27 protein-coding genes and 1 pseudogene are annotated in these 25,019 nt (G+C 39.0%); 15 read left to right on the top strand and 13 right to left on the bottom strand.

Annotated features, from left to right (window positions below):
- Positions 1-385 precede the first annotated feature (385 nt).
- The 6 genes from ychF to rpiB are packed head-to-tail and all read right to left on the bottom strand — an operon-like array spanning position 386 to position 4,869.
- Entirely contained in the window at positions 386-1,489 is a 1,104-nt protein-coding gene (gene ychF / locus CVS97_RS03440; protein ID WP_107785075.1) for a redox-regulated ATPase YchF, read from the bottom strand.
- Positions 1,489-2,940 (bottom strand): leucyl aminopeptidase, encoded by a 1,452-nt coding sequence (locus tag CVS97_RS03435; protein WP_107785074.1) that lies wholly within the window; start codon positions 2,938-2,940, stop codon positions 1,489-1,491. The genes ychF and CVS97_RS03435 overlap by 1 nt, the downstream gene beginning before the upstream one ends.
- A complete protein-coding gene (locus tag CVS97_RS03430; protein ID WP_107785073.1) occupies positions 2,921-3,526 on the bottom strand; it encodes a DedA family protein in 606 nt (201 codons plus the stop codon). Before CVS97_RS03430 ends, CVS97_RS03435 begins: the two co-directional genes overlap by 20 nt.
- Position 3,527: 1 nt before the next feature.
- Positions 3,528-4,076, bottom strand: coding sequence for an adenine phosphoribosyltransferase (gene apt, locus CVS97_RS03425; RefSeq protein WP_087581040.1), 549 nt, complete (start codon positions 4,074-4,076; stop codon positions 3,528-3,530).
- Positions 4,077-4,096: 20 nt separating this feature from the next.
- Positions 4,097-4,429 (bottom strand): hypothetical protein, encoded by a 333-nt coding sequence (locus tag CVS97_RS03420; RefSeq protein ID WP_002939538.1) that lies wholly within the window; start codon positions 4,427-4,429, stop codon positions 4,097-4,099.
- Entirely contained in the window at positions 4,426-4,869 is a 444-nt protein-coding gene (gene rpiB, locus CVS97_RS03415) for a ribose 5-phosphate isomerase B (RefSeq protein WP_107785203.1), read from the bottom strand. Before rpiB ends, CVS97_RS03420 begins: the two co-directional genes overlap by 4 nt.
- 110 nt (positions 4,870-4,979) lie before the next feature.
- Between rpiB and CVS97_RS03410 the strand changes: the two genes are divergently transcribed.
- Positions 4,980-6,365 (top strand): DUF4139 domain-containing protein, encoded by a 1,386-nt coding sequence (locus CVS97_RS03410; RefSeq protein WP_107785072.1) that lies wholly within the window; start codon positions 4,980-4,982, stop codon positions 6,363-6,365.
- An 18-nt stretch (positions 6,366-6,383) separates the two neighbouring features.
- On the opposite strand, the gene CVS97_RS03405 is transcribed toward CVS97_RS03410, so the two are convergent.
- Genes CVS97_RS03405 through folD form a run of 3 tightly spaced genes read right to left on the bottom strand, consistent with a single transcriptional unit; the run spans position 6,384 to position 8,798 of the window.
- Complete coding sequence (locus CVS97_RS03405) at positions 6,384-7,043, bottom strand: site-2 protease family protein (RefSeq protein ID WP_107785071.1); 660 nt, start codon at positions 7,041-7,043, stop codon at positions 6,384-6,386.
- The gene (lepB, locus tag CVS97_RS03400; RefSeq protein WP_107785070.1) at positions 7,030-7,935 is read right to left on the bottom strand and encodes a signal peptidase I; all 906 of its coding nucleotides are present in this window, start codon (positions 7,933-7,935) and stop codon (positions 7,030-7,032) included. Before lepB ends, CVS97_RS03405 begins: the two co-directional genes overlap by 14 nt.
- 2 nt (positions 7,936-7,937) lie before the next feature.
- The gene (gene folD, locus CVS97_RS03395) at positions 7,938-8,798 is read right to left on the bottom strand and encodes a bifunctional methylenetetrahydrofolate dehydrogenase/methenyltetrahydrofolate cyclohydrolase FolD (protein ID WP_107785069.1); all 861 of its coding nucleotides are present in this window, start codon (positions 8,796-8,798) and stop codon (positions 7,938-7,940) included.
- Between the two features lie 83 nt (positions 8,799-8,881).
- On the opposite strand from folD, the pseudogene CVS97_RS09305 reads away from it, so the two are divergent.
- The 9 genes and pseudogenes from CVS97_RS09305 to CVS97_RS03350 all read left to right on the top strand — a co-directional run.
- Positions 8,882-9,217: pseudogene (locus tag CVS97_RS09305) on the top strand (c-type cytochrome); the annotation flags it as partial.
- 266 nt (positions 9,218-9,483) lie between these two features.
- Complete coding sequence (gene hemL, locus CVS97_RS03385) at positions 9,484-10,767, top strand: glutamate-1-semialdehyde 2,1-aminomutase (protein WP_107785067.1); 1,284 nt, start codon at positions 9,484-9,486, stop codon at positions 10,765-10,767.
- Entirely contained in the window at positions 10,767-11,048 is a 282-nt protein-coding gene (locus tag CVS97_RS03380; protein WP_103582531.1) for an AtpZ/AtpI family protein, read from the top strand. Before hemL ends, CVS97_RS03380 begins: the two co-directional genes overlap by 1 nt.
- The gene (locus CVS97_RS03375; protein WP_234401428.1) at positions 10,996-11,556 is read left to right on the top strand and encodes a hypothetical protein; all 561 of its coding nucleotides are present in this window, start codon (positions 10,996-10,998) and stop codon (positions 11,554-11,556) included. The genes CVS97_RS03380 and CVS97_RS03375 overlap by 53 nt, the downstream gene beginning before the upstream one ends.
- Positions 11,546-12,790, top strand: a complete 1,245-nt coding sequence (locus tag CVS97_RS03370) for an MFS transporter (RefSeq protein WP_107785065.1) — start codon at positions 11,546-11,548, stop codon at positions 12,788-12,790. Before CVS97_RS03375 ends, CVS97_RS03370 begins: the two co-directional genes overlap by 11 nt.
- 20 nt (positions 12,791-12,810) lie before the next feature.
- Entirely contained in the window at positions 12,811-14,442 is a 1,632-nt protein-coding gene (locus CVS97_RS03365; protein ID WP_199905982.1) for a flagellar hook-length control protein FliK, read from the top strand.
- Positions 14,442-14,702 carry a FlhB-like flagellar biosynthesis protein gene (locus tag CVS97_RS03360; RefSeq protein WP_021090972.1) on the top strand — a complete coding sequence of 87 codons (261 nt, stop codon included), beginning with the start codon at positions 14,442-14,444 and terminating at the stop codon, positions 14,700-14,702. The genes CVS97_RS03365 and CVS97_RS03360 overlap by 1 nt, the downstream gene beginning before the upstream one ends.
- A gap of 112 nt (positions 14,703-14,814) precedes the next feature.
- Positions 14,815-15,384: a CheB methylesterase domain-containing protein gene (locus tag CVS97_RS03355; protein WP_021090732.1), complete on the top strand. Its 570-nt coding sequence runs from the start codon at positions 14,815-14,817 to the stop codon at positions 15,382-15,384.
- Positions 15,371-16,195, top strand: a complete 825-nt coding sequence (locus CVS97_RS03350) for a CheR family methyltransferase (protein WP_107785063.1) — start codon at positions 15,371-15,373, stop codon at positions 16,193-16,195. The genes CVS97_RS03355 and CVS97_RS03350 overlap by 14 nt, the downstream gene beginning before the upstream one ends.
- Positions 16,196-16,244: 49 nt before the next feature.
- Here CVS97_RS03350 and CVS97_RS03345 read toward each other — a convergent pair whose 3' ends face one another.
- Genes CVS97_RS03345 through CVS97_RS03335 form a run of 3 tightly spaced genes read right to left on the bottom strand, consistent with a single transcriptional unit; the run spans position 16,245 to position 19,122 of the window.
- Positions 16,245-17,441, bottom strand: coding sequence for an MFS transporter (locus tag CVS97_RS03345; protein WP_072594807.1), 1,197 nt, complete (start codon positions 17,439-17,441; stop codon positions 16,245-16,247).
- A gap of 1 nt (position 17,442) precedes the next feature.
- Positions 17,443-18,645, bottom strand: coding sequence for a copper resistance protein NlpE (locus tag CVS97_RS03340; RefSeq protein WP_107785062.1), 1,203 nt, complete (start codon positions 18,643-18,645; stop codon positions 17,443-17,445).
- Positions 18,646-18,693: 48 nt separating this feature from the next.
- Positions 18,694-19,122: a copper resistance protein NlpE gene (locus CVS97_RS03335; protein WP_107785061.1), complete on the bottom strand. Its 429-nt coding sequence runs from the start codon at positions 19,120-19,122 to the stop codon at positions 18,694-18,696.
- A gap of 80 nt (positions 19,123-19,202) precedes the next feature.
- Here CVS97_RS03335 and CVS97_RS03330 point away from each other — a divergent pair, with 80 nt between their 5' ends.
- Positions 19,203-20,117: an SPFH domain-containing protein gene (locus CVS97_RS03330; protein ID WP_054196349.1), complete on the top strand. Its 915-nt coding sequence runs from the start codon at positions 19,203-19,205 to the stop codon at positions 20,115-20,117.
- Entirely contained in the window at positions 20,114-20,506 is a 393-nt protein-coding gene (locus CVS97_RS03325) for an NfeD family protein (protein WP_107785060.1), read from the top strand. The genes CVS97_RS03330 and CVS97_RS03325 overlap by 4 nt, the downstream gene beginning before the upstream one ends.
- A gap of 21 nt (positions 20,507-20,527) precedes the next feature.
- On the opposite strand, the gene CVS97_RS03320 is transcribed toward CVS97_RS03325, so the two are convergent.
- Entirely contained in the window at positions 20,528-20,737 is a 210-nt protein-coding gene (locus CVS97_RS03320) for a hypothetical protein (protein WP_107785059.1), read from the bottom strand.
- A gap of 132 nt (positions 20,738-20,869) precedes the next feature.
- On the opposite strand from CVS97_RS03320, the gene CVS97_RS03315 reads away from it, so the two are divergent.
- The 3 genes from CVS97_RS03315 to recG are packed head-to-tail and all read left to right on the top strand — an operon-like array spanning position 20,870 to position 24,953.
- Positions 20,870-21,916, top strand: coding sequence for a dehypoxanthine futalosine cyclase (locus CVS97_RS03315; protein ID WP_107785058.1), 1,047 nt, complete (start codon positions 20,870-20,872; stop codon positions 21,914-21,916).
- Positions 21,917-23,146: a M16 family metallopeptidase gene (locus CVS97_RS03310; protein WP_107785057.1), complete on the top strand. Its 1,230-nt coding sequence runs from the start codon at positions 21,917-21,919 to the stop codon at positions 23,144-23,146.
- Positions 23,136-24,953, top strand: coding sequence for an ATP-dependent DNA helicase RecG (gene recG, locus CVS97_RS03305; protein ID WP_107785056.1), 1,818 nt, complete (start codon positions 23,136-23,138; stop codon positions 24,951-24,953). The genes CVS97_RS03310 and recG overlap by 11 nt, the downstream gene beginning before the upstream one ends.
- Positions 24,954-25,019: the final 66 nt, after the last annotated feature.

Here is a 25,019-nt window from a genome sequence, read left to right as displayed (position 1 = left end):
ATACCCTACTTGGCCGGTGTCTTATTTGCTTAGACTTTGGTTGTAAGTTTTACACAGTCTTTAAAAATTATTATAGATTTAAAAGTTTGTAAAAGATGATGAATACATTATTTTATCTATCGAAATTTCTCTCGACTTAGTACTTTGTCCTAAGATTTAATTGGCTTACCCATAAAATCCATATTGATATCACAGAGCTGATAGCATTTACACCATTACTTGTATAGAGAAGCTTGTGTATCAATAAAGATTATTAATAAGATATAAGATAACTTAGTATATTTTTCAAAAGAATTTTTATCAACTATAATAAGGAAGTTTTAATTTACCTTACAACCCAAGGACTAAATATTTTTTGACTATTTAGCCCAAAAGAGGGCTAAAATTAAACATTAAATCTAAAGTGCATAACATCGCCATCTTGTACGATGTAGTCTTTGCCCTCAAGTCTCATCTTGCCAGCCTCTTTGGCTCCGTTTTCGCCGCCATGTGCGATGTAGTCATCATAGCTTATCACTTCAGCTCTGATAAAGCCTCTCTCAAAGTCGTTGTGGATGACACTTGCTGCTTTTGGCGCTTTCCAGCCATTTGTGATCGTCCAAGCCCTTACTTCCACGACGCCAGCGGTGAAATAGCTTATCAAATTTAGCTTTGCAAAAGACGTTCTTATGATCTTTTCAAGACCGCTTTCGCTAGTGCCAAGAGAGGCTAAAAACTCGTGAGCCTCCTCGTCGCTTAGTCCGATTAGTTCCTCTTCTACTTTGGCGCAAAGCTTGATTACCTCGTGATCTGAGGCTTTTGCGTACTCTTTTAGCGCTTTTACAAATTTATTATCTTCGCTAAGTCCTTCTTCATCAACATTTGCACCATAAACTACCTCTTTGGCGCTTAAAAGTCTTAGCTCTTTGTTGAGTGCTAAAAACGCCTCGCTATCTCTTTGCTCAAAGCTGCTTGCACTTTTGCCCTCATTTAGGTGAGCAAGGAGTAAATTTGCTATCTCAAGCGCCTCTTTAGCACCTTTTGCGTTTGCTTTTGCCTCTCTTGTAAGCTTTTCTATCTTTTTATTTAACTGCTCGATGTCAGCTAGTATCAGCTCAGTTTGGATGATCTCGATGTCTCTTACTGGATCGACGCTGCCCTCGACGTGGGTGATGTTTTCATCCTCAAAGCAGCGAACTATGTGTAAAATAAGCTCGGTTTCTCTGATGTTTGATAAAAATTTATTGCCAAGCCCCTCGCCAGAGCTCGCCCCTTTTACAAGACCTGCAATATCGACAAATTCGATAGTTGAATATTGAATTTTATTAGGACTTACTATCTTTGCAAGCTCATTTAGACGCTTATCAGGTACTGGTACGATTGCTTTGTTTGGCTCGATAGTGCAAAATGGATAGTTTGCGCTCTCGGCGTTTTGCGCCTTTGTAAGTGCGTTAAATGTCGTTGATTTGCCCACATTTGGTAGGCCTACGATTCCAACTGAAAGTCCCATCAATTCTCCTTGCTAAGTGCTTGTAAAAAGTATAAATTCATCCTAACGCCAGCCCCACTCGCACCTGCTTGGTTGTATCCCCAAGCTTTTTCGCGGTATGCTGGGCCTGCAATGTCGAGGTGTAGCCATTTATCTTTGTACTCGTCTTTGATAAATTTAGCTAAAAACATGCCAGCTGTGATCGCGCCACCATATCTGCTTGAGGCGCAGTTGCTAACGTCTGCGATCTGACTTTTGATAAGCTCGCTAAGATAAGGGTTGAAATCAAGTGTAGTCGCTAGCTCGCCGCTATCTTTTATCTTGTTTTTAAATTCATTTTTTAGGCTCTCGCTGTTACCCATGATGCCTGTTGTGTACTCGCCAAGTCCCACGACGCAAGCGCCAGTTAGGGTCGCCATGTCGATTAGGATGTCTGGCTTAAAGTCCTGCGCGTAGCTTAGGCAGTCAGCCAGCACCAAACGTCCCTCTGCATCGGTGTTTCTAACCTCTATGCTAACGCCGCTTCTTGAAATAAGCACGTCATCAGGTTTGTAAGCGTTGCCGCCGATCATATTTTCAGTTGCGCCCAAAATGGCGTGAATTTCAAATGGTAAATTTAGCTCTGCTGCACCTTTTATGATGCCAAGTGCTGCTGCTGCGCCGCTTTTGTCTGATTTCATAGTGAGCATATAATCAGCCGGCTTCAAGCTAAGTCCGCCACTATCGTATGTTAGGCCTTTGCCAACAAAGATGATGCGTTTTTTAGACTTTTTAGGCTTATAGGTTAGGTGGATGAGCCTTGGTTTATGCACGCTTGCGCGATTTACCGCCAAAAATGCGTTCATATTCTCTTTTGCTAGAAATTTCTCGTCATAGACCTCGCACTTTATGCTTGTGATGTTTTTGGCTAAATTTTGCGCATCCTCGGCCATCTTTTGCGGTGTGTAAATTTCTGGGATTTCATTTACGATATCTTTTGTGAAATTTGTAGCGCTTGCTATTATCTCCGCCTCTTTAAAGCCCTCGTTTGCTGCCTTTAGATCGACCTTTTTGCCAGAAAATTCTTCAGTTGAAAAGATGATCTCTTTTAGGGTGTATTCCTCTTTTTTCTCTTTATATTTGTTAAATTCATAGCTTCCAAGCAAAAAGCCCTCAGCAAGTGCTTCAAAGCTTAGTTTTTGGCACTGCGCTACGTAAGAAGCTAGCTTTATGCTCTTGATGTTTAGTGATTTTAACGCGTTATAAGCTTTAGCAGCCCCAACTCTAAGCTCGTCAAGATCAAGCTTAGAAAGTGGCACGTAAGCCCTTTTTGCCTCACTTAGAACAAGGACGCTATCGCCTTTGTAATTATTAAATTTAATAGCCTCTTTATCGCCTATAAATTTATGTTTTAACTCCTTATCTACTACGAAAATTAGTTCAATGTCAGCTTTTATATCTTTTAATTTTTTATCAACTATTTGAAACTGCATGTCTTCTATCTCTCCTTTCGTTTAAAATTTTATTTTCGATGCGCTTAAATGTATAGATCAAAAGTCCCATAAATATGGCAACCACTGGGATAGCGACGTACCAGTGCTCTTTTGCTTTTTGAAGTAGTACTAGTATATGCTCACCAAGTATCCAAGCAGGTATGGTGGTGATCGCCGCCCAGCACCAAGCGCTAATCAAATTTATAAAGGCATATTTTTTAGCATCATAGCCGGTAAGTCCTATGCAAAGCGGGATGATGACGCGAAAGCCGTACATATAGCGTTGCAAAAAGATGATCGGCCAGCCGTATTTTTTCAGCATTATGTGCGCCACTGCAAATTTTCTCCGCTGCGTGTGAATCCTTTTTGCGATGTATTTTTTATTGTAACGGCCAAGGTAGAAGTAAATTTGATCTCCCACAAAGCCTCCAAGTCCAGCCACAAAGATAGCAAGCGCGATGTGCATGTGCGTGGTGTGAGCGAGAATTCCAGCCATTATTAAGGCCATCTCGCCCTCCATGATACACCAGACAAAAAGTATGATGTAGCCGTATTCTTTAAGCAGTTCTATAAAAAATTCTTCCATTCTAAACCTCTAAAACGCTGTAAATTTTAGTAAGCGACTTTAGCTTTTCGCTACCTTTTAGATCGACTAGATCTATGAGAAAGCACGCTTCTACGCAGGTTGCGTTAGTTTGATTGATAAGCTCAACTGAAGCCTTTGCGGTGCCTCCTGTGGCTATGAGATCGTCCATCAAAAGCACTCTAGCGCCCGCTTTTTCTCCAAAAGCATCGATGTGAATTTGCACTTCATCGACGCCGTATTCTAGGCTATATTTTTGAGAAAGCGTGATAAAAGGCAGTTTTTTTGGCTTGCGAATAGGCACAAAAGGTAGCCTTAGTCTAGCTGCAAGCGCCGCGCCAAAGATGAAGCCACGAGACTCTATGCCAGCGATGTAATCAATCTTTGCGTCCTCATATCTAGCCACCAAATGATCTATCAAAAAGTTAAATGCCTCTTTGTTATTTAGTAGCGTCGTGATGTCGCGAAAGACTATGCCAGGCTTTGGAAAGTCGTTTATGCAGCGAATAGAGTTTAGTAAAAATTCTTTGCCTTTTTGATCTAAAATTTTCATAAATTTCCTTAAATTTGAGGTTATAGTAGCGCTTCGATTTTGCCTTCAAGCTCACGAATTCGTTGTCTTAGCTTGTCGTTTTCTAAGCGGTACTGGGAATTTCTTGTGCGAAGCGAGGTCACGTCGTTTTTAGTTTTGTTTAGCTCGTCTGTCAAGATATCGATGTTACCGAGGCTTCGCTGAAGTTGGATCTGAAATTTTCTTATGACGACCTCGGTGTCTTGGAGGTTATTTTTCATAAAATCTTTTGTCGCACGCTCTTTTTTTAGAAGCGTTTTGAAGTAAAAAACCATAACAGTTAGGTAGATCGCAGCACAAACAAGAGCGGTAAAAACGATCCACTCGCCTATCATTTGGCTTCCTTAAGCTCTATTTTTTTGATTCTTCTTTCATGTCTGCCGCCTGCAAACTCTGTTTTTAAAAATGTTTCAAGTGCTGCTGTAGCCACGCCAGCTCCGATAACCCTTGCGCCAAAAGCAATGACGTTTGCATCGTTATGTTCTCTCGCAAGTCTAGCGGTAAATTCGTCGTGGCAAAGGGCACACCTTACGTTTTCATGCCTGTTTGCAGCTATTGAGATGCCAATACCTGTGCCACAAATGAGCACGCCGTAACAGTTAGGCTCAAGCTTGCTTGCTAGCAAATGCGCATAATCAGGGTAATCAACGCTATTTTTGTCATTCGTGCCAAGGTCAATGACTTCATGTCCAAGCTTTTTTATGACTTCTTTTAGCTCTGCCTTTAGCTCTACTCCAGCGTGATCGCAAGCGATAAAAATTTTATCTATTTTCATGAAAAATCCAATAAATTTTTTGCAGATTATAGTGAAAGTTGCATTAAAATAAAATTTTGCTTGCATGTGAGAAAAGGCTATAATTTGTGAAATTCTTAAAAGGGAAAAATATGAAAAAGACGCTCTTTTTAATGGCTTCAGTGCTAGCCTTTGCAAATGAAAATTTGATAGAGATCTACACAGATCAAACCATCATCACTCAAAAATTTAGCGATGCAAATAGCTCTTTTAGCGCTTTTGTGCTAGAGGGCGTACAGAGTGATAGTATCACTATAAATGGTGATTGTGACGTGAATGCTAATCTAAAAAAGATCAGTGAAGAAAATAGTCCAAGTTACATAAAATGGAAGCAAGAAGTTGTAAATTTAAGTAGCAAGCTTGAGGCACTAAAAGCAAGAGGTAGGTTTATAGAGCAAGCTTTGATAGGAGAAAACAAAAGTAACGATGTGACAAAAAGAGCTGATGAGTTTTATAAATTTAGCCTAGAAAATATCGAGAAAATTTCAGCTGTCAAAGACGAGCTTGAAACGCTTAAAGAAAATGAGCCAAAGAGCGAGATGGCTGGATTTTTGCAGCTTGATATGAAATTTGCTTGCAGACCAAAAGAGGTAACGCTTTCATATATGGATGATGAGGCCCCAAAGACGCTAAATGAAATTTATGTAGACACAAAAAACAAAAATATCTTGATAAAACAAGAAATTTTGCTCACCAACCCTTTTGCAAGTGAAGTTAAAAATTTAAAACTAGCTATTTATCCGACCAGGTATCAAAAAGCGCTTGCTCCAAGCAAGTTTTACCCTTGGTACGAGGAGAGCGAGGCGGAGGCTGATGGTTACGGCACTTCAAAAAATATGCTAAGGGCTGCAAAAGTCACCGCTGAGGTCGCTGATATGCGTGTGCAAAGAGATGAGAATGAATTTGCCAAAATTTGGAAGATAGATGGGATAAATTTAGCAAAAGGCGAGAGCAAATATATAACTTACGACACGCAAAAAATGGATGCAAATTTTAGCGTTTTTGCTGATTTTTACGGCTCGCTAAAGGCATATAACGTAGCTAGCTTTAAGCTAAATGATGATCTAACGCCAGCTAAAACGCAGTTTTACGTTAATGGTGTGAGTGTTGGCAGTCCAAACGAGTTTGAGATGAAAGCTAAAGATGAGCCCTCTGAGCTATTTTTGGGACAAAACGAGCTAATCGAGCTTAAAAAAGAGCGCTTGAATAAATTTAAAAGGAGCTCGCTTCTTGGCAAAGAGCGAATAAGCGAAGAGGGCTATGAGATAAGTGTCAAAAATAACTCAGGTAAAAGCGTCGATGTCGCCTTGGTCGAGCGTGTGCCAGTATCTGCTGACGAGGCGATAAAGGTCGAGATAAATGGCTTTGATAAAAAAGATATCAGCAAAGATGGCAAGGTGGAGCTTAAATTTAGCCTTGCGCCAAAAGAGGAATTTAAAAGAGAGTACTCTTATAAGATCACAAAGCCAAAAATTTAGAGTAAATTTGCTCTAAATTTAGCCGTTTATAAATGTGCTTGCGATATCTAAAACGTATCTTGTTGGATAAAAGATAGTATCTTTTAAAGGCGAAACAAGGATGATGATAAGGATGACAAAGCCATATCTTGAAATACCCTCAAGCTTTTCAGCCAGTGCATGAAAGCCAAAATTTCTAAGTGCGTACTGAACTGCGTGAAAGCCATCAAGTGGTGGGATCGGATAGAGGTTAAAGATGGCTAACATCAAATTTAAAAGCGCAAGCGTAAATAAAAACTGAAGTAAAATCGCAAAGGTTTCTATATTTAATAAAGCCTTTAGCACAAAAAGCGATAAGACGCCCAAGATGATGTTGTAGCAGATACCAGCTAGACTTACGTAGATAGCTGCCTTGTAGCCGCCATTTCGCACTACTGTGTAGGTATTTACAGGTACTGGTTTTGCCCAGCCAAACATCATGCCAGTGCTTAGATAAAGCACCAGTGGCACGACGATAGTGCCAACTGGGTCAATATGTTTTATAGGGTTTATGCTAAGCCTGCCAAGGCTTTTTGCAGTGTTGTCGCCAAATTTATAAGCGACATATCCGTGAGCGATCTCGTGGCCGACGATGGCGATTATTAAAGAGATGACGATAGTGGCGACTTTAACTATGTCTATGTTATCAATGAAGCCCATCTACTTCGCCTTCTTTTAGAGCTTTGTTAGTGAAAAATTCGTCATTTTCTATCGTATCTACAAAGCGTCCGATACGTTCCCAGCGCACATTGTAGTTCTTGTCCCAGCTAAAATATATAAACCAAGGCTGACCGACTATATCTTTGTAAGCCACGCTTCCCCAAAAACGGCTATCATTTGAGTGATCGCGGTTGTCGCCTATCATGAAGTATTCATCTTTTGGTACTTTGACGTAAAATGCATTAAGGTTAAAATTTGGATTTTGCGGTAGTGAGCTAATGGGCACTGGCTTCATAAAAACACTATCTTTATTTGTATTTAGCATGAAAATCATCTGCTCAAATAAATTTACATTTTCGTCATAGTGGATGCCGCTAAATCTATATGGCTCTTTTATGAAAAGTTTGCCATCAAGCTCGGTTATATCGCTGCATGAGTAGCCAAATTTACTCTCTTTACCATTTAAATTTTCACGGCAGTTTGCCTTTATAAAATCATCTCCCTCTTTTGGACGCAAATACAAGGCTTTTTCGGTAAATACTATCTCATCTTCGCTTGTGGCAAAGCAGCGTTTTACAAAGTGGGTCTTTTCATCTTTTGGATAACGAAAGACGACTATATCGCCTCTTGCCGGACCATCGCCTGTGATAAGATGCCCATTGTCATTTAGCTCAGGTAAAATTTTTACCTCAAGCCACGGAATTCTTGGTGTTGGTATGCCATAAACAAATTTTTTGGCGAATAAAAAATCACCAACCAAAAGCGTATTTTTCATCGAGCCAGACGGGATAACAAAGGCTTGAGCTATGAAAAATATAACAAAAAGCACGATGATGACCGTGCCAGTCCAGCTCGAGCAAAAGTCATAAAATTTAGTAAAAATTTTTTTCATTATTACGCTCTTTTGTGGCTAGCTATCTTAGCTTGGGCTGTAAGGATTGTGTTATTTAAAAGCATCGCAATCGTCATCGGACCTACGCCTCCAGGAACCGGCGTGATGTATGAGCATTTTGGTGCGACTTCATCAAAGTCCACATCACCTACAAGTCTGCCATCATCAAGTCTATTTATGCCCACATCAACGACTACTGCGCCATCTTTTACCATGTCAGCCTTTAAGAAAAATGGCTTGCCAATGGCTGCGACTATAAGGTCAGCGTTTTTGCAAATTTCTTTTAAATTTTTAGTCTTACTGTGAGTGATCGTAACTGTTGCTGAAGCGTTTAAAAGCAAATTTGCCATAGGCTTTCCAACGATGTTGCTTCTACCTATAACAACCGCGTTTAGTCCAGCCACGTCAATACCATACTCTTTTAAAATTTCCATCACGCCAAGCGGTGTGCAAGGCACAAAGCCATCAAGGCCACTGACAAGTTTGCCAACATTTACAGCGTGAAAGCCATCTACGTCTTTTGCTGGATCGATCGTTGCTAAAACGGTATTTGTATCTATATGTTTTGGAAGTGGCAACTGTACTAAAATTCCATGGATACTATCGTCTAAATTTAGCACATTTATAAGCGCTAGAAGCTCTGCTTGGGTTGTATTTTCGCTTAGACGGTGAGCCACGCTTTTTATGCCGTATTCGTTGCAGGCTTTTTCTTTTGCTCTAACGTATGTTTGAGATGCTTTATCTTCGCCTACTAAGATAACAGCTAAGGTTGGCTCTACGCCAAATTTTTTTAGTTCTTCAGCTCTTACTTTTACGCTTTCTTTGACCTTTAAAGATACGGCTTTGCCGTCTAAAATTTTCATATTGGATCCTTATTTAAAAGCTTTTTTAATCACAAGGGTGGTATCATACCTAAAATTAAATTAAATTTTTAAAAGAGAGGTTTATGCGGTCTGTTTTTTTGATTTTGCTTTTTTGTGTGGCGATTTTTGGTGCCGATTTTATCACAAAGACCGAATATGCCAAGATGCTCTACCTAAATCCACGCGGCATAGGATGTGACAAATGTCACGGCACAAAGGGCGAGGGCAGTCTAATCTCTAAATACAAGCACTTTGATAAAAAAGCAAACAAAACGGTTGATGATGAGCTTAGAGCACCAAAGATAAATGATATAGAATTTGAAAGCTTTAAAGCCGCTTTAACTAAGCCAAAAGGTGTCATGCCAAGCTACTTTTTGACAGACGAGGAGACTACGATTCTTTATGAATACATTACAAATAAGATAAATACTCCTTCAAAAACAGCGAAAGTGCAAAATTTAAGCAAGCCAGTTTCCACTGATACGACACAAAAACAGCCAGAGCAATCTACCAAAGCCGCCCCTGCTACAAAACCAGCAGAGCCAGCTAAAACTACCACGGCTAAGCCAGCTGAGTCAGCAAAAACTGCTACTACGCAAGCCCCAAAGTTGCCAGCAAAACCAGCTGCAAACCCAAAAGATAATCAAAAAATAAATCTAAAAACACAAAATCAAAAGGATAAAAAATGACAAATAAAGAGGCATTTAGCGAAGCCAAAAAATATATCCCAGGTGGTGTAAATTCGCCTGTTCGTGCATTTGGTAGCGTTGGAGGCGAGCCTGTAATGATCGATCACGCTAAGGGAGCTTATCTATACGACGTCGAGGGCAAAAAGTACCTTGACTTCATCCAAAGCTGGGGTCCGCTCATCTTTGGTCACTGCGATAAAGATATCGAAGATGCGATCATCTCTGCTGTAAAACAAGGCGTCTCATACGGTGCGCCGTCGCCAAAAGAGACAGCTCTAGCAAAGCTAATATGTGATGAGTTTAAACAAATAGATAAAATTCGCTTCGTTAGCTCTGGAACAGAGGCTACCATGAGCGCTATCAGAGTGGCTAGAGGATATGCTAAAAAAGATGGACTAATAAAATTTGAAGGCTGCTATCACGGACACAGCGATGCACTTCTTATAAAAGCAGGAAGTGGCGCTACGACATACGGCAACGCTTCAAGCAGCGGCGTACCACAAGATGTTGTGAAAAACACTTATCTAGCAGTTTATAACGATATCGAGAGCGTAAAAGCCATCTTTGAAAACAATAAAGACAAAATCGGCGTCGTCATAATCGAGCCAATTGCAGGAAATATGGGGCTTGTGCCAGCTGATAAGAAATTCTTACGTGAGCTTAGAGCGCTTTGCGATAAATTTGGCGCTGTGCTTATCCTTGATGAGGTTATGAGTGGCTTTAGAGCCTCACACCTTGGCTCATATCCATTTCATGAGGTGGACGCTGATCTCATCACATTTGGCAAGGTTATAGGCGGAGGCATGAACGTCGCTGCATTTGGTGGCAAGGCTAAAATCATGGACTGCCTAAGCCCTGATGGCGCTGTCTATCAAGCAGGCACGCTAAGTGGCAATCCAGTGGCGATGAGTGCCGGCATAGCAGCTATTTCAAAGATAAATAGTGATCTAAATTTATACGCTAGGCTTGAAAAGCTTGCTATAAAACTAATGGACGGCTTTAAAGAAGCTGCAAAAAGCGCTGGCATCACTATCCAAACTGATGTTCGTGGCTCGATGTTTGGCTACTTTTTTACAGATCACGTGGTAAAAAACTACGATGATGCGCTAAATAGCGACACAAAGCTCTTTGCTAAATTTCACCAAGCGATGCTTAAGCGTGGAATTTATCTTGCACCTAGCCAGTTTGAGACTGGATTTGTCTGCGATGCGATGAGCGAAGCTGATATCGATCTAGCGGTAAGCGCAGCTAAAGAGGCGTTTTTGGAGATAAAAGCCTAATGGCAAAATTTAAGATAAAAGATATCGTAGCGGGTGCTGAGCAACTAAGTCTTGGCGTTTCAATCGTAGTTGCGATCTTGCTTGGCACTGGACTAGGGTATTTTGTAAAAAAGGCTACAAATTTTACGCCAGCTCTTTGGATAGGCTTTGCTATCGGTATCGCAGCTGCCATTTTAAACGTCTATAAGGCCTACAAAGCGCAGGTTAAAAGCCTAGATGAGCTAAAGGATGAGACTAGATATAAGGGCTATAAAAAAGACGATGATGACGAGGACGATTAGCAGGCTTTTTATTTGCTACTTTGCGCTTTGGCTAGCTCTTAGCGTGGTTGGCAAATTTATATCAAATCAATTTTTTATAAGCTCACAAATTTCATTTTTTGCCTCGCTTATTATCTTAACGGCTAGTTTTTTTGCCTACAAAAACCGCATAAATTCTCGGCTAGAAAATGCTAGAGATGAAATTTTAGCCAAGATAGAAGAAGAGGACGATGAAGATGATGAAAATTTGGTGCGAAATGAGACAAAAGAATTTAGCCTAAAAGAAGAAAAAGCAAGGCTAAAAAAGCAGAGATTTTCATTTAAAGATAAGAGTTTCGCAGCAGCCTTTATGCCTTACCGCTTGGTGGCTTATGCGATACTTTTTTTTGGATTTATTTTTTTAAAAAATGAAAATTTACTAAATGTGTCTGGCTTTTTAGTTGGGCTTGCTCCGATGCCTATTGGCGCATTTATTTTTGGGCTTATGGAGAATAAATTTAATACCATAAAGGATACTGATGGCAAGTAGCTTTAGGATCATCCGCTCGATGGGGCCGCTATTTTTGGGCATGAGTTTGCTTTTTATCGGAAATGGCCTAGTCATCGCATCTTGCAGCGCACTTCTTAAGCAAAATGGAGTGGGTGAGCTAGAGATTGGATTAATTAACACGGGCTTTTTTGTGGGCGCACTTGTTAGTACTATTACGGCTCATAGAGTCATCTCAACTACTGGCCACATAAGAGCATTTGCCATCTTTTCAGCCATTTTTGCAGTCTCAGCTATGCTTCATGCGGTAAATCAAAATTTAGTATTCTGGGCGATCTTGCGTGCATTTTTGGGATATTGCTATTACGCACTTTTAATGGTTATAGAAAGCTGGCTAAATGCAAAAATTCCAAACAAAATAAGATCTCGCGTGATTGCCTTTTATGAAGGCGTTTTTTACACGAGTTTTGGACTTGGCATTTTGATCTTGGCGCTTGATCTTAATACCTTTGAAATTTTCATCATAAGTGCAGCTTTTATCATGCTCTCAAGCATTCCATTAAATTTGATCCGTATAAATCAGCCTCAAATCCCAGAGCGTCAGCCCATAAACATCCCAAAAATTTTTGGTATCGTCCCGCTCGCTCTTGTTGGCGCGCTCATTGCAGGCTTAGCAATAAATGGCTTTTTTTCGATGGCAAGCCTTTTTGTTTTGCTTCAAGGATACGGCACAAAAGAGGCGTCATTTTTTATGACGGTTGCGATGATCGGAGGCTTTTTAGCTCAAGTTTTTATCGGTAGTTTTTCTGATAGATATGGCAGAAGGCCAGCAATTTTGCTTTGTAGTAGTGTGGCTTTAATAAGCGCGGTTTTATTTTTGCTAAATGGCAAAAATTTAACGATTGAATATCTACTTTCATTCTTTTTTGGAGCTGGAATTTTTTGCACATATGGACTTTCTTTAGCTAGAGCAAATGACGAGATCACAGACAAGACAAAGAGTGTGCAAGTCGCACGTGCCTTGCTATTTAGCTACTCTTTGGCTTCGCTTTTCTCGCCGCTTCTTATGAGCTATGCGATGAAAATTTTTGGAGCATTTGGCTTTATCTATGTTTACTTGGTACTTTTTACTGGGCTTATTTTATTTGCACTAACGCAAAAGACAATACCACAGCACATGAGAAAAGAGTATAACGATAGGCTCGTTGCAAGGACGGCTGGCATCGCTACTATTGAGCAAAATAGAAATTTTGCCGATAGAAAAAATAAAAAGTAAAAATGGACGTAGGAAATTCTTTGAATATATCAAACACTTCGGTTCAAACCGGGCAAAATACTACTCAAAATGCGCCAGTTCGTAAAAATGAAGGCTCGCTTTTTAAAAATCAGCCAAGCGTACAAACGCCTAGTGAGCAGAGCATTTCAGAGACACTTGATAATGTTGGAAAACTCGTTGCAAGAGTGCTTGATGATCTAAAAAGTGCTTCAAGTCTTAGCAAGGCTGAACAAATTTTATCTCAGGCAAAAGATACGAAAATCGCTCCAAATTTAGCGGGCGAGCTATCAGACCTTGCAAAAAGCTTAGAGGCTGAAGCAACCCAAAATGAAAGCCCTGAGATAAAGAGTCTTGCTTTAAAACTAAAAGAATTTTTAAAACCAATAGCCGATCTAAAAGCCGGCTCACTAAATGAACAGATCAAAAACTCAGGCGTAATGCTTGAAGCAAATTTAAAAGATGCACTTAGTCCAGAGAAGCTTCCAAGCTCGGTTCAGAAGCTACTAAGTGATATAAAAAATCTCTCAAGCGAGAATTTACTAAATCAAATTTTAACCCTAAATGATGAAAAATTAGACAATCAAAATTCTTTTTCAAAGCTTGCTTCTATACTTGAAAAAGCGAGTAATGACGCAAAAAACATCCTTGATAACTCAAACATAAAAAACCTTTTAAAAGATGTTGATAAGCTTGATAATGTGGTTAAATTTTTAGATAAAAATTTTTCAAAAGATCAAAATGGCGAGCTAGTAAAAAATCAAATAGGCAAAATGCAAAATTTTATCTCAAATCTAAGCGAGAAAGTCGCAAGCCTAGCAAATGAAAAGCTAAATCAAAATTTTGGTTTTAGCCAAAATCACAAAGAGCTAAAAACTATCCTTGATAGCATAAAAAACGATCTAAAAACGCTAAATAATATAGGTGATGAAGCAGGGCTTGTAAAAGCGTTTAATGAGATGAGCGATGTCTCAAAGGATGGTAGCTTGCAAGATAAGCTCCAAAGTGCGGCGAGACGTCTTGCTCATAGCCTAAGTCTTGCTGATGCTAAGGCAAGTTTGGCTAAAAATGAGCTAAGTGAGAGTAAGGCGCTTTTAAAGCAGTTAAATCTCGCTACAAACGATATAAATAACATTACGACTAAAAATAGCAGCGAAATTTCAAAGGTGCTAAGCCAAGATATAAAAAGCACGCTTTTAAATATCAGTGAAAAGAGTCAAAACCCGCAAAGCGTAAATGCTGCAAATAAGATGATTTCGCAGATTGAGATGCATCAAATGATATCAAGCCTTCAAGGCGGGATTCAAACTTATATGCCTTATATTTGGGATGGCGTTGAGGGTGGAAATATCGCATTTAAGCAAGGCAAAAAGGATAAATTTTACGCTCAGATCGATCTAAATTTTAAGAAATTTGGACAGATAAATGTGATGGTTGGACTTATTGATAAAAGGTACATTGATCTTTCGGTAGCTACGCAAACAAATGAGTTTAAGGAGCTCATCCTCTCAAACTCTAGCGAATTAAAACAAGCAATATCAAAGCTTGGACTTATAGTTTCAAACTTTAATATCAAGACTTTGTCAAAAGTGAAGCTAAATGATAGATTTAAAAAATTTGGCGGCCTTGATGTGGGCTTTGATAAGAAAATTTAATGCAAGTAAATAAGAAAAAAGCAGTAGCTCTTGGTTACAACAGATCTAAAGACAATGCTCCAAGAGTGCTGGCTAGTGGCGCTGGCGAGATAGCAAATAGAATAATTGATCTTGCAAAAGAGCATGATATACCGATCAAAGAGGATCCTGATCTTATTGAAATTTTAAGCAAGGTTGAAGTTGATCAAGAAATTCCACCAAATTTATATAAAGCTGTTGCTGAAATTTTTAGCTTTTTGTATAAGATCACAAAGAAATAATCTATAAATTTGCTTAAAAATTAGCAAGGCATATAAAGAGTGGCAGGGTTATTGACGATATACAAAAAAGTGGCGTAAGCTAAATATTAAATTAAAATTTTAAAGGCTATTTGTGGCACAAAAATTAATATTAATAGGGGCATCTACTGGCGGGCCTGGGCATTTAAAAAAGTTATTAAAAAACGTAAAACTAAATGGAGCTATCATCGTGATAGCCCAGCACATGAATAAAATGTTTATAAACTCTTTTGCTATGCAAATCGGAAAAGAGTGTGGCTTGGATGTTGAAATTTTAAATGAGAGGAAAATTTTAAAAGAAAATACCGTATATGTTTGCGAGCAAAATGTAGTGGTATCACCAAATTTACCAATCAGTGCAAAACCAAATACAGAAGAAAAGACTATATATACGCCAAATGTTGATGTGTTGTTTAAATCTGGAGTTGGAATTTGTAAAAGCGCAAATGTCCTAGCTATCTTGCTAACTGGCATCGGAGATGATGGTGCATCTGGGCTTGATAAGCTTTATAAGGCTGGAGCAAAATGTATAGCTGAAAATGAAGAGAGCGCGATAGTTTATGGTATGCCAAAACGTGCAAAAGAGCTAAATCAAAGCTTAAAATCATTAAATCTAACTATGATAAAAAAAGAGCTGGAGGATTTTTTAAATGCTATTAACTAATGATGCAAAAGATACAAAAACAATGCAAACAAATACTTCACAAGATATGGATAGTTTTAATGAATTTATGAATGTTATCAAAACTCTTTGCGGAGTTGATCTGGAACCAAAAAGAGATATTACATTGCAGCGAATTACCATTTTTATTAGAGATCGCCAGATAAAAAGTTTTAAAGATCTTGTTTCAATGATAAGATATAACTCAAGCTTGCGACAAGACATTTTAAATCTAGTAACTGTAAATGAGACTTATTTTTATAGAGAGTTGTCTCAACTTAAAGATGTGATATATTACGCAAAGGAGCTTGGAGGAGCTAGAATTTTGTGTGCTCCTTGCTCTACTGGAGATGAGTCATATTCGCTTGCAATGCTTGCTTATGAGATGGGATTTAAACAGCATGAAATTTCAATCGTAGGTATAGACATAAACTCAGAAGCCATAGCAAGCTGTCAAAATGGTATTTTTAGTGAGAGGAGCTTGCATAGATTAAGCGATTTTCAAAAAGAGAGATTTTTTACAAAAGTCGATGATAAATTTAAGATAAAAAAAGAAATTTTACCAAGGTGTGAGTTTAAAATTTTAAATGTTTTTGATGATGCTATTTTTAATCTAGGAAAATTTGATATTGTGCTTTCAAGAAATATGATGATCTATTTTGATGATGATTTTAGATTAAAATGCGTTGAGAGGCTTCATAAATTGCTTAAGCCAGATGGTAGGCTTTACGCTGGGCACGCTGATCTTGTTCCTTACACTTCAGCTTATGAAAAACGCTTTTCAAATGGAACTACTTACTATCTAAAAAAATAAAAATTTGCCAAGTCGCCTTTTGAGCTTAGGCGACTTAATTTAAAATTAATCACCTTATTTTGTAGCTTTTTAATACGATGTGATAGTAAAAAGCCCCTACAAAAAAGAGACTTCCCATAAAACTTGCAATCATCTCAACGCTAAGTCCAATATCATAAAGCAGACCAATGATAAATGAAATGAGAGCGCTAAAGCCAAGAAAAATCATATCGTTATATGCAATCACTCGGCCATAAAATTCTTTTTTGCAGTTTTGCTGAAGCATTGTATAGGTGTAGCTCCAAAGGCTTGATGTACAAAATCCAGCAAAGATAATACCAATAAGCGATAGATAAAAATTCCAAAGCGATAAAGCCCAAATAATGATACCAAGGCCTTGACCGATATATACGAAAATAAGCGTATTTTTATTTATAAATTTACTAAGTATGGCTGGAGCAAACATAAGCGAAATGGACCTTGAGGTATTTAATAGTCCTATAATTAGCGATGTCGAGAGTAAATTTGCATATTTGTAATCAGCTAAAAGTGCGATCAATGCATCATAAGCGGTAATACCAACAAAGGCGTGCAAAAATATAAGATGCACGATAAGCCTGTTTTCTTTTAAATACACAAGGCCATTTTTTAGCATTTTTAGTGGTTTTTCTATAAATTCTGGCTTTAGACCTTGTAAATTTAAAAAATATAAAAATCCAAAGCTAAAAATGTATAGTATGCCATCAAGCAAAAATGCGCTTTTAATACCAAAAAAGTGTATATAAACTCCAGCTAGCCCCATACCAGCGGTGTATGAGACTGCCCAGATGATAGAGTGGATCTCGTTTGCGAGTTTGAGATTTTCTTTGCTTAAAATTTTTGGCAGTACGCTCATCTCTACTTGAAAATACATTCCGCCAGTGCCATTTCTAACAAAAATGATGAGTAAAAGTAGCCATAAAAAATCAAGTGAGTCTATAAAAAGAAGCATAAAAACGCTTATCGTCTCAACTGCCATCATGATGACAAGCATCGGTTTTGGGCTAAATTTATCAACTAAAATTCCACTAAACGGAGCTATGACAACACCTGGGATAAATGCCATCGCTGCACTTAGCGTAATCGCCCAAACAGGAGCGTCAAGCTTGATAAGAAGGGTAAAGATACCTGTGTGCGAAAACCATACGCCAAAATAGCATATAAGCTGAATGATGCTTAAGAGGCGAAAATTTTTCTCTTCTTTTAAAAGTTTAAGATATTCTTTCAACTTATTGATTCCACATTAGCGTTATTTGCTCTATCTTTGTTTCATCTGGGATATCGTTTAGGCTTGTTATCTCTTTGGTAAGTGGATTTTTTAGTGTGATTAACATATCGTGGCTATCTATTTTTAGATAGATATTGTTTTTGTCACTACTAAATTTAGAGATAACAAGAGAGTTTTTTATATCTTTGAAATTTGATTTAAGGCTGATATTTTCTGGAGTTTTAAACTCGTTTGAATAAATTTCAATGCTTGTGATAATGCCATTTAGCAAGGTGTATTCAAAAATTCTTTCACTTTTACTTGTTACGATGTAGCTGTTTTCTTTTTTTGTGTTATCTCGTTTTATGTTTTTTGAGCCATAAATTTTTATCACATCTCTATTTGCTGATTCGTTTGTCAGCTCTGCAAAAAATCCTTTACCAAAGATATTTTTATAGCCTTTACTTTTTTTGTAATGCCCGCTTATGTGAGCACTTTTACAAATTTTATCATTTGCGATTATAAATAGATCGCCATTTATCTTGTGTATGCTTAAGGCTATGCCTTTTTCATCTAAAAGATAAAAAATTCCTTTGTCATAAAAAAGCTCAGAGCTAAACTCACAAATTGGGGAGCCGTTTTTTAACGATGAGTAAAATGTTGCTCTTGCACCATTTTTACTTGGCGTGATGATAATATCTAAAAAGCCATTTTTGTCTTTAAATTTAGAGAATCTAGCAAAAAAACTATCTTTGTAAGCTTTATTTACTGGCTCGAAATTATAAATTTGAGCTAGCACGCCAACTCGCTTATTTTTCTTGTCATCAAGCTGAAGAAGTGAGTTTTTATTTGGTGCGAAGTAGCTAAGATTGCCATTTTCATCTTTTAAAATGATAGCACTATCATCAACATCAAATGTGCCATTTTTTTCAACCAAGCTTATTTCTTTATCCATAGTAAGCATTGTTTTTGTATAGGTTTTGTCTTTATTTAACGTGATGATAGTTTTTATGCCTTCGCAGTTTGGGCAAGGCAAAATAGTGTGAAAACTACTATAAATTGAGTTTGGAAGTATTAGCTTTTCTGGCTTTTTGGGTGTATTTGCCTGAACTAACGGCTTGTCTTCTTTTGCTATATTTTGTGTGCTTTGTTTTGGCTCTAAATTTTCATTTTTTGCGCAGCCAAGGATGAAAAATGAGATAAGTATGGCAAAAAGATATTTCATTTGCAACTCCTTAAAAATTGCAAAATTATATCATTTTGCCTTTAAAATTTATTTTACGCGTTTAAAGATGTATTTATCTTTTAGCTCGCCAGTGACCTCTTTTTGATCCATATCTAGCATTTTTAGGTTCTCGCCTTCTATTTTATAAAAGCTCTTTTCTTTATACTCATCAATCGTTGTTATCACACCATTTTCTATTGAGTACTTGCCTTTGCTAACGGCTTTGTAGTTGTCTTTTGACTTGTAGTCCATCACACTTTCAAATGTACCATCTTTTTTTAATGTTAAGCGTGAATCAACACCCATGCAGCTAGCGCAAGGCAAAAATGCTTTATAAGTGCCCTCAATGCTGCTAATTGGAGCTTCGCAGCTACTTTTTACTTCACATTTGCCTTGTGGGACGTTTGCATTTTGGCTAGATGAGGCACAACCTGCCAAAAGTAGGGCCGCACTTAGTGCAAATATAAATTTTTTCATGCTAATCCTTTTTGAAAATAAAATTTAAAATGTATTATAATACTTAAGAAAATAACAAATTATAAATTAAAGGAGTAAAAATGCAAATCGAAGCATTTGGCGTTTTAGTCGTAGTTCTGGTTATCTTTGCGTTCTTGTTTTTAAAGGCTGGCATCAAGATCGTCTCACAAGCTGATAATCTACTCATCGAGCGACTTGGTAAATTCCACAAAGTGCTTGACGGTGGATTTCACATAATTATCCCATTTGTCGATCAAATAAGAGCGATAATCACCGTAAAAGAGCAGCTAGTAGACATCACAAAACAGCAAGTCATTACAAAAGATAACGTAAACATAAGCGTCGATGGTATCGTCTTTTTAAAGGTCTTTGACGCGAAAATGGCGGTTTATAACGTAGATAACTACAAGCGTGCCATTGCAAATTTAGCCATGACAACGCTTCGTGGCGAGATAGGCGCGATGAATCTTGACGATACACTAAGCTCACGTGACCGCCTAAATGCCGCACTTCAAGTGGCTCTTGGCGACGCTGCTGGCAACTGGGGCGTAAAGATCATGCGTGTAGAAATTTCTGAAATTTCTGTCCCACTTGGCATCGAAGAGGCGATGAATATGCAGATGAAAGCTGAGCGTGAAAAACGTGCGATCGAGCTAAAAGCCTTGGCTGAAAAAGAGGCACTAATACGCAACGCAGAGGCGCTAAAACAAGAAAAAGTACTTCAAGCAGAGGCTATAGAGCGTATGGCTGATGCGAAAAAATACGAGCAAATCGCTATCGCAACGGCTCAAAAAGAGGCTATGGATATGATAAATGATAGTATGAGCAAAAACGCAAATGCGGCTGAATTTTTGCTCGCGCGCGATAGAGTCGGGGCATTTAGCGAGCTAGCTAAAAATAGCTCAAAAGATAAAATTTTAGTCCCTTATGAGGCGACTGAGCTTATTGGCTCACTTAGCGTTTTGAAAAATTTCCTAGCTAAGGATAAGGCGTGATCAGCCCTTTTATAATGATAGCAATTGGTGTGGTTTTGTGCATCACCGAGTTTATCTTTTTCTCGTTTTATTTGCTATTTTTTGGCATAGCTTTTATAGTAGTTGGAGCTATAAATTTTGGTTTTAGTTTTGCTTGGAGCTATCAAATTTTAATTACGGCAGCGATTGCGATCGTGCTCCTTGTGCTTTTAAAAGCGCCGTTGAAGAGTAAATTTATGTCCAGAAAAGAGAGTTTTAACGAGGAATTTTTAGACGAAGCCGGAGTTGGCGAGATCAGAGAAAATATGGTCTATTTCAAAGGCACTCTTTGGAAATATGACGGAAATTTAGCTAACGGAGAAAAAGTGACAGTTCTTGGCACCAAAGGTGACAAGGTGATAGTTGGATAAAAGTGCCAGTTGGCACTTTTATTAATGTTTATGCATCATTTGGTGGTCATGTGCATGGCCACCATTTTGCATGTCGCCGTGGTGTTCGCAACTTCCCTTATCTTTTGTCGCCATGTTTTGGTGGTGAGGGCAGCCACATTCTGCGTGTCCAGCTTCGTTTGGCTTTGGCTCATTTTTAGCACAACCAACTAAAAATAGTCCGCAAATAACGGCAAATATAACCTTTTTCATAATTCGCTCCTTTAAAGAATTTCTCACATTTTAGCCTTTAAAAATTAATTTTTCATAACGCCTGATTTATCATATTTAAAAGCATTTTTGGCTAAACTCTCGCCCAAAAATAAGCAAAATAAAAGGTTAAATTTGAAAAGACTTAGTGTAAATGAAGCCATCGATCTTATAGAAAATGCACCGCTTCACGAGCTTGGCAAGATGGCACTAGCTAGAAAAAAAGAGCTTCATCCAGATGGCATAACGACCTTCATCGTAGATCGCAACATCAACTATACAAATGTCTGCTGGGTGGATTGTAAATTTTGCGCATTTTACCGCCACGCAAAAGAAGAAGACGCTTACGTGCTAAGTTTTGAGGAGATCGGCAAGAAGATAGAGGAGCTAATCGCCATTGGCGGCACGCAAATTTTATTTCAAGGCGGCGTTCATCCAAAGCTAAAGATCGAGTGGTACGAGGAGCTAGTGAGCTACATCAGCAAACACTATCCAAGCATCACGATACATGGCTTTTCTGCCGTTGAGATCGACTACATCGCAAGAATTTCAAAAATTTCTACAAAAGAGGTCTTAAGACGCCTAAACGAAAAGGGTTTATACTCGATGCCAGGGGCTGGAGCGGAAATTTTAAGCGACAGGGTGCGTGATATCATCGCCCCTAAAAAGTGCGACACCGCAGACTGGCTTCGCATACACAAAGAGGCGCACGAACTTGGCATGAAAACGACTGCTACAATGATGTTTGGCACTGTTGAGAGCACTCGCGAGATCGTGGAGCACTGGGAGCACATCAGAAATTTACAAGATGAAACGGCTGGATTTAGAGCCTTTATACTTTGGAGCTTTCAAGGGCTAAATACAAAGCTCATGCAAGAAATTCCAGAGATCAAAAAGCAAAGCTCAAACGTCTATCTAAGGCTTCTTGCAGTCTCAAGGCTCTTTTTGGATAACTTTAAAAATATCCAAAGTAGCTGGGTCACGCAGGGCAGCTACGTAGGTCAGCTAGCGCTTCTTTTTGGCGCAAACGACCTTGGTAGCACAATGATGGAGGAAAATGTTGTAAAGGCGGCAGGTGCTAGCTTTAGGATGAACCAAGACCAGATGATCGAGCTTATAAAAGATGTTGGAGAAATCCCAGCTAAGCGTAACACAAACTACGATATTTTGGAGAAATTTTAGATGAAAATTTTAGATATCAATGTAAAAAATGTAAAAATCCCAGTCGTTTTTGAAAGCTCAAAAGCGATGCCAGTAGTGAGCCTAAAGCTAGTTTTCAAAGCAGCTGGTAGCTCGCAAAATGGCAAGCTTGCAGGTCTTGCAAGACTAAGTGCAAATTTACTAAACGAGGGCGATATGAAGCTAGGCTCGGCTAAATTTGCTAAAGAGCTTGAAGTAAGGGCGATCAGCCTAAATGCAAGCTGCGGCTTTGAGACATTTTGCATCGATCTAAACTGCTTAAAAGAGCACTTTGCCTTTGCGTGCGGCAAGCTAAAAGAGCTTATAAGCGCTCCAAATTTAACTGATGAAATTCTAAATAGGTGCAAAACCGTCACACTTGGCGAGATCGCAGCAAATGAAAACGACTTTGACTACTTAGCAAGGCAGGGGCTTTTTGAGCTTTTGTATCCAAAAAGCGTGCTTTCAGAGCCTAGTATCGGCACTAAAAAGAGCATAAAAGCGATCACGCTTGAAGATGTGAGAAAGTTTTTAAACGAGCATTTAGACCTTTCAAATTTGCTTTGCGTGCTAGGTGGCGACATCGACGAGAAGCAGGCAAAAGAGCTTGCTAGTGTTTTGGAGATACTAAAACCTGGCAAGGTGCGAAAACTAGAGCGCTTTAGCCCAAGCAACAAGTGCGAAAGCAGCGAGATCATCAGGCAAAGCGAGCAAGCCTACATCTACTTTGGTGCGCCATTTAATGTAAAACCTGAGGAGAAATACAAGGCCGCAGTGGCGACATTTATTTTAGGCGAGGGTGGCTTTGGCTCGAGGCTCATGGAGGAGATCCGCGTGAAAAGAGGGCTTGCGTATAGCGCCTACGCTAGAAATTTGCTAAATCTCTCTTACAGCCAGCTTTACGGCTACATGCAGACAAAAAATGAGAAAAAAGATGAGGCCATCGCTGTTATAAAAGAAGAAATTTTAAAATTTAGCAAAAAAGGCGTTAGCAAGGCCGAGCTTGAGCAGGCGAAGAAATTTTTACTTGGTTCGTTGCCACTTAGGCTTGAGACGCTATTTAAGCGCCTTGACATCGCACAAGGCGAGTTTTATGAGCATGGTGAGCTTGGGGGATTTTTAAAGGATCTAGATAAAATTTCAGCCCTTTCGCTAAACGAGCTAAATAGCTTCATAAAAGCTCACGCAGAGATAAACGAGCTAAGTTTTTGCGTCTTAAAAAATGAAATTTGAAGCAAGCGATAGGGCAAAACTTCTAAAAATAGGCGTGCTTAGCCTACTTGACCTTGCTCTTGTGCTACCAAAGGGCTTTGAGGATACGACGATCGCTAAGAGCCCAAGAGAAGGGCAGATCTGCATAAATGTAAAGATCACCTCGCTCGCCTCGCGCCCTGGTATGCTAACAGCACTTGCCTTTTGCGAGCAGTGGCAAAGTAGTGTAAAGATCGTCATTTTTAACGCAAAGTCTTGGCACTACGGCGCTTTTAAGGTTGGCAAAGAGATGGCGATATATGGGCTTTGCTCCTACGCCTTTGGCTCGTGGCAGATCGTAAATCCAAAAATCACCACAAAAATAGGCCAGATCGTGCCTAAATTTAAGACCGAGCTCAAAGATGATGAAGTCAAAAAACTTGTTTTAAAATATATAAATTTACAAAATTTATTAGCCGAGGGCTTAAGTGAAAAAGAGGCTAAATTTCTAGCTGATCTGCAAAGGCTAGATGAGCAAAGCGTACAAATTTTATACCGCCTAAAAAACGACAATGAGGGTACGCACATTTTAAAATTTGTAGAAATTTTTAACTACATAAAAAAGCTAAGTGCGAAAAAAACTTATTTTAAAAGTCCTAAAATAGAGCTTTTTGATATAAGCTCTTGGCTAAAGGGCTTGCCATTTATGCCGACAAACGACCAGATAAACGCGATAAATGATATAAGAGACGACCTTAGTGCTGTGCAGGCAAAAAGACGCGTCATAATGGGCGATGTGGGGAGTGGTAAGACGCTGGTGATCCTAGCAGCCGCACTTAGTGTCTATCCAAAAACTGCTATTTTGATGGCACCAACTAGCATCTTAAGCGAGCAAATTTATAATGAAGCAAAGAGGCTATTGCCATCTTTTGTGAATGTGATGTTGGTTCAAAGCGGAGAGAAAAAGCTTGATTTTGACGGGGTAAATTTGATCGTTGGTACGCATGCGCTTCTATTTCACGAGTTACCAAATTCGCCGCTTGTCATGGTCGATGAGCAGCACCGCTTTGGCTCAAATCAACGCAAAAAGATAGAGGAGCTCGCCTCAAACGAGAATGAGCGAGCAAATTTTGTGCAGTTTTCGGCTACACCGATACCAAGGACGCTCAGTTTAATCCAGTCTGAGATCGTAAATTTTAGCTTTTTAAAGCAGATGCCGTTTAAGAAAAATATAACGAGCCAAATTTTAGGCGCTAGTGAGTTTGGCTTTTTAATAACTCACATCAAAAAGCAGCTTGGAGGTGGCTTTCAAGTGGCTATCATTTATCCTCTAGTTGAGAGCAGTGAGAGCTCAAACTACCAAAGCCTAAATGAGGCGCAGGGCTTTTGGCTAAAGAATTTCAAAAATGTTTTCGTCACGCACGGTAAGGACAAGGAAAAAGAGGAAATTTTAAGGCGCTTTAGGGAAGAGGGCGAAATTTTGCTTTCAACCACTGTTGTTGAGGTTGGTATCTCGCTGCCAAGGCTAAATACGATAGTGATCGTGGGTGCTGAGCGGCTCGGCCTTGCTACGCTTCATCAGCTACGAGGAAGGGTGGGACGAAACGGCGGCGATGGATACTGCTTTTTGTTCACCAAGCTAAAAGAGACGCCTGCTAGGTTAAAAGAATTTTGTGCAACAAATGACGGCTTTAAGGTGGCCGAGCTTGATCTTAAAAACCGACAAAGTGGCGACATACTAAATGGCTTTGTACAGCATGGAGCGACATTTAACTTCTATGACTACGAGGATGATATTACACAGGCTGCAAAGACTAGGGTGGCGGCGCTTGCTAAAAATAACGCCTAGTTGCTTTCAATTTAACTTAAATTTTTGATTTTGTTAGCTTTAAAATTTAGCGGAGTAAATTTTAAT

This window comes from Campylobacter concisus, assembly GCF_003049735.1.
GTDB lineage: Bacteria > Campylobacterota > Campylobacteria > Campylobacterales > Campylobacteraceae > Campylobacter_A > Campylobacter_A concisus_AN.
The sequence above is the reverse complement of the archived record's forward strand: the minus strand, read 5'-3'. Positions and strand labels throughout refer to the sequence as shown.

Bases quoted from the DNA above. Each gene is read 5' to 3' on its own strand.
- ychF (WP_107785075.1), bottom strand. From the start codon at position 1,489: ATGGGACTTTCAGTTGGAATCGTAGGCCTACCAAATGTGGGCAAATCA.
- apt (WP_087581040.1), bottom strand. From the start codon at position 4,076: ATGAAAATTTTAGATCAAAAAGGCAAAGAATTTTTACTAAACTCTATT.
- CVS97_RS03335 (WP_107785061.1), bottom strand. From the start codon at position 19,122: ATGAAAAAATTTATATTTGCACTAAGTGCGGCCCTACTTTTGGCAGGT.
- CVS97_RS03340 (WP_107785062.1), bottom strand. From the start codon at position 18,645: ATGAAATATCTTTTTGCCATACTTATCTCATTTTTCATCCTTGGCTGC.
- hemL (WP_107785067.1), top strand. From the start codon at position 9,484: ATGACAAATAAAGAGGCATTTAGCGAAGCCAAAAAATATATCCCAGGT.
- CVS97_RS03420 (WP_002939538.1), bottom strand. From the start codon at position 4,429: ATGATAGGCGAGTGGATCGTTTTTACCGCTCTTGTTTGTGCTGCGATC.
- lepB (WP_107785070.1), bottom strand. From the start codon at position 7,935: ATGAAAAAAATTTTTACTAAATTTTATGACTTTTGCTCGAGCTGGACT.
- CVS97_RS03350 (WP_107785063.1), top strand. From the start codon at position 15,371: ATGCTATTAACTAATGATGCAAAAGATACAAAAACAATGCAAACAAAT.
- CVS97_RS03330 (WP_054196349.1), top strand. From the start codon at position 19,203: ATGCAAATCGAAGCATTTGGCGTTTTAGTCGTAGTTCTGGTTATCTTT.
- CVS97_RS03360 (WP_021090972.1), top strand. From the start codon at position 14,442: ATGCAAGTAAATAAGAAAAAAGCAGTAGCTCTTGGTTACAACAGATCT.
- recG (WP_107785056.1), top strand. From the start codon at position 23,136: ATGAAATTTGAAGCAAGCGATAGGGCAAAACTTCTAAAAATAGGCGTG.
- CVS97_RS03410 (WP_107785072.1), top strand. From the start codon at position 4,980: ATGAAAAAGACGCTCTTTTTAATGGCTTCAGTGCTAGCCTTTGCAAAT.
- CVS97_RS03370 (WP_107785065.1), top strand. From the start codon at position 11,546: ATGGCAAGTAGCTTTAGGATCATCCGCTCGATGGGGCCGCTATTTTTG.
- CVS97_RS03405 (WP_107785071.1), bottom strand. From the start codon at position 7,043: ATGGGCTTCATTGATAACATAGACATAGTTAAAGTCGCCACTATCGTC.
- CVS97_RS03380 (WP_103582531.1), top strand. From the start codon at position 10,767: ATGGCAAAATTTAAGATAAAAGATATCGTAGCGGGTGCTGAGCAACTA.
- CVS97_RS03430 (WP_107785073.1), bottom strand. From the start codon at position 3,526: ATGGAAGAATTTTTTATAGAACTGCTTAAAGAATACGGCTACATCATA.
- CVS97_RS03435 (WP_107785074.1), bottom strand. From the start codon at position 2,940: ATGCAGTTTCAAATAGTTGATAAAAAATTAAAAGATATAAAAGCTGAC.
- CVS97_RS03320 (WP_107785059.1), bottom strand. From the start codon at position 20,737: ATGAAAAAGGTTATATTTGCCGTTATTTGCGGACTATTTTTAGTTGGT.
- folD (WP_107785069.1), bottom strand. From the start codon at position 8,798: ATGAAAATTTTAGACGGCAAAGCCGTATCTTTAAAGGTCAAAGAAAGC.
- rpiB (WP_107785203.1), bottom strand. From the start codon at position 4,869: ATGAAAATAGATAAAATTTTTATCGCTTGCGATCACGCTGGAGTAGAG.
- CVS97_RS03310 (WP_107785057.1), top strand. From the start codon at position 21,917: ATGAAAATTTTAGATATCAATGTAAAAAATGTAAAAATCCCAGTCGTT.
- CVS97_RS03375 (WP_234401428.1), top strand. From the start codon at position 10,996: ATGAGACTAGATATAAGGGCTATAAAAAAGACGATGATGACGAGGACG.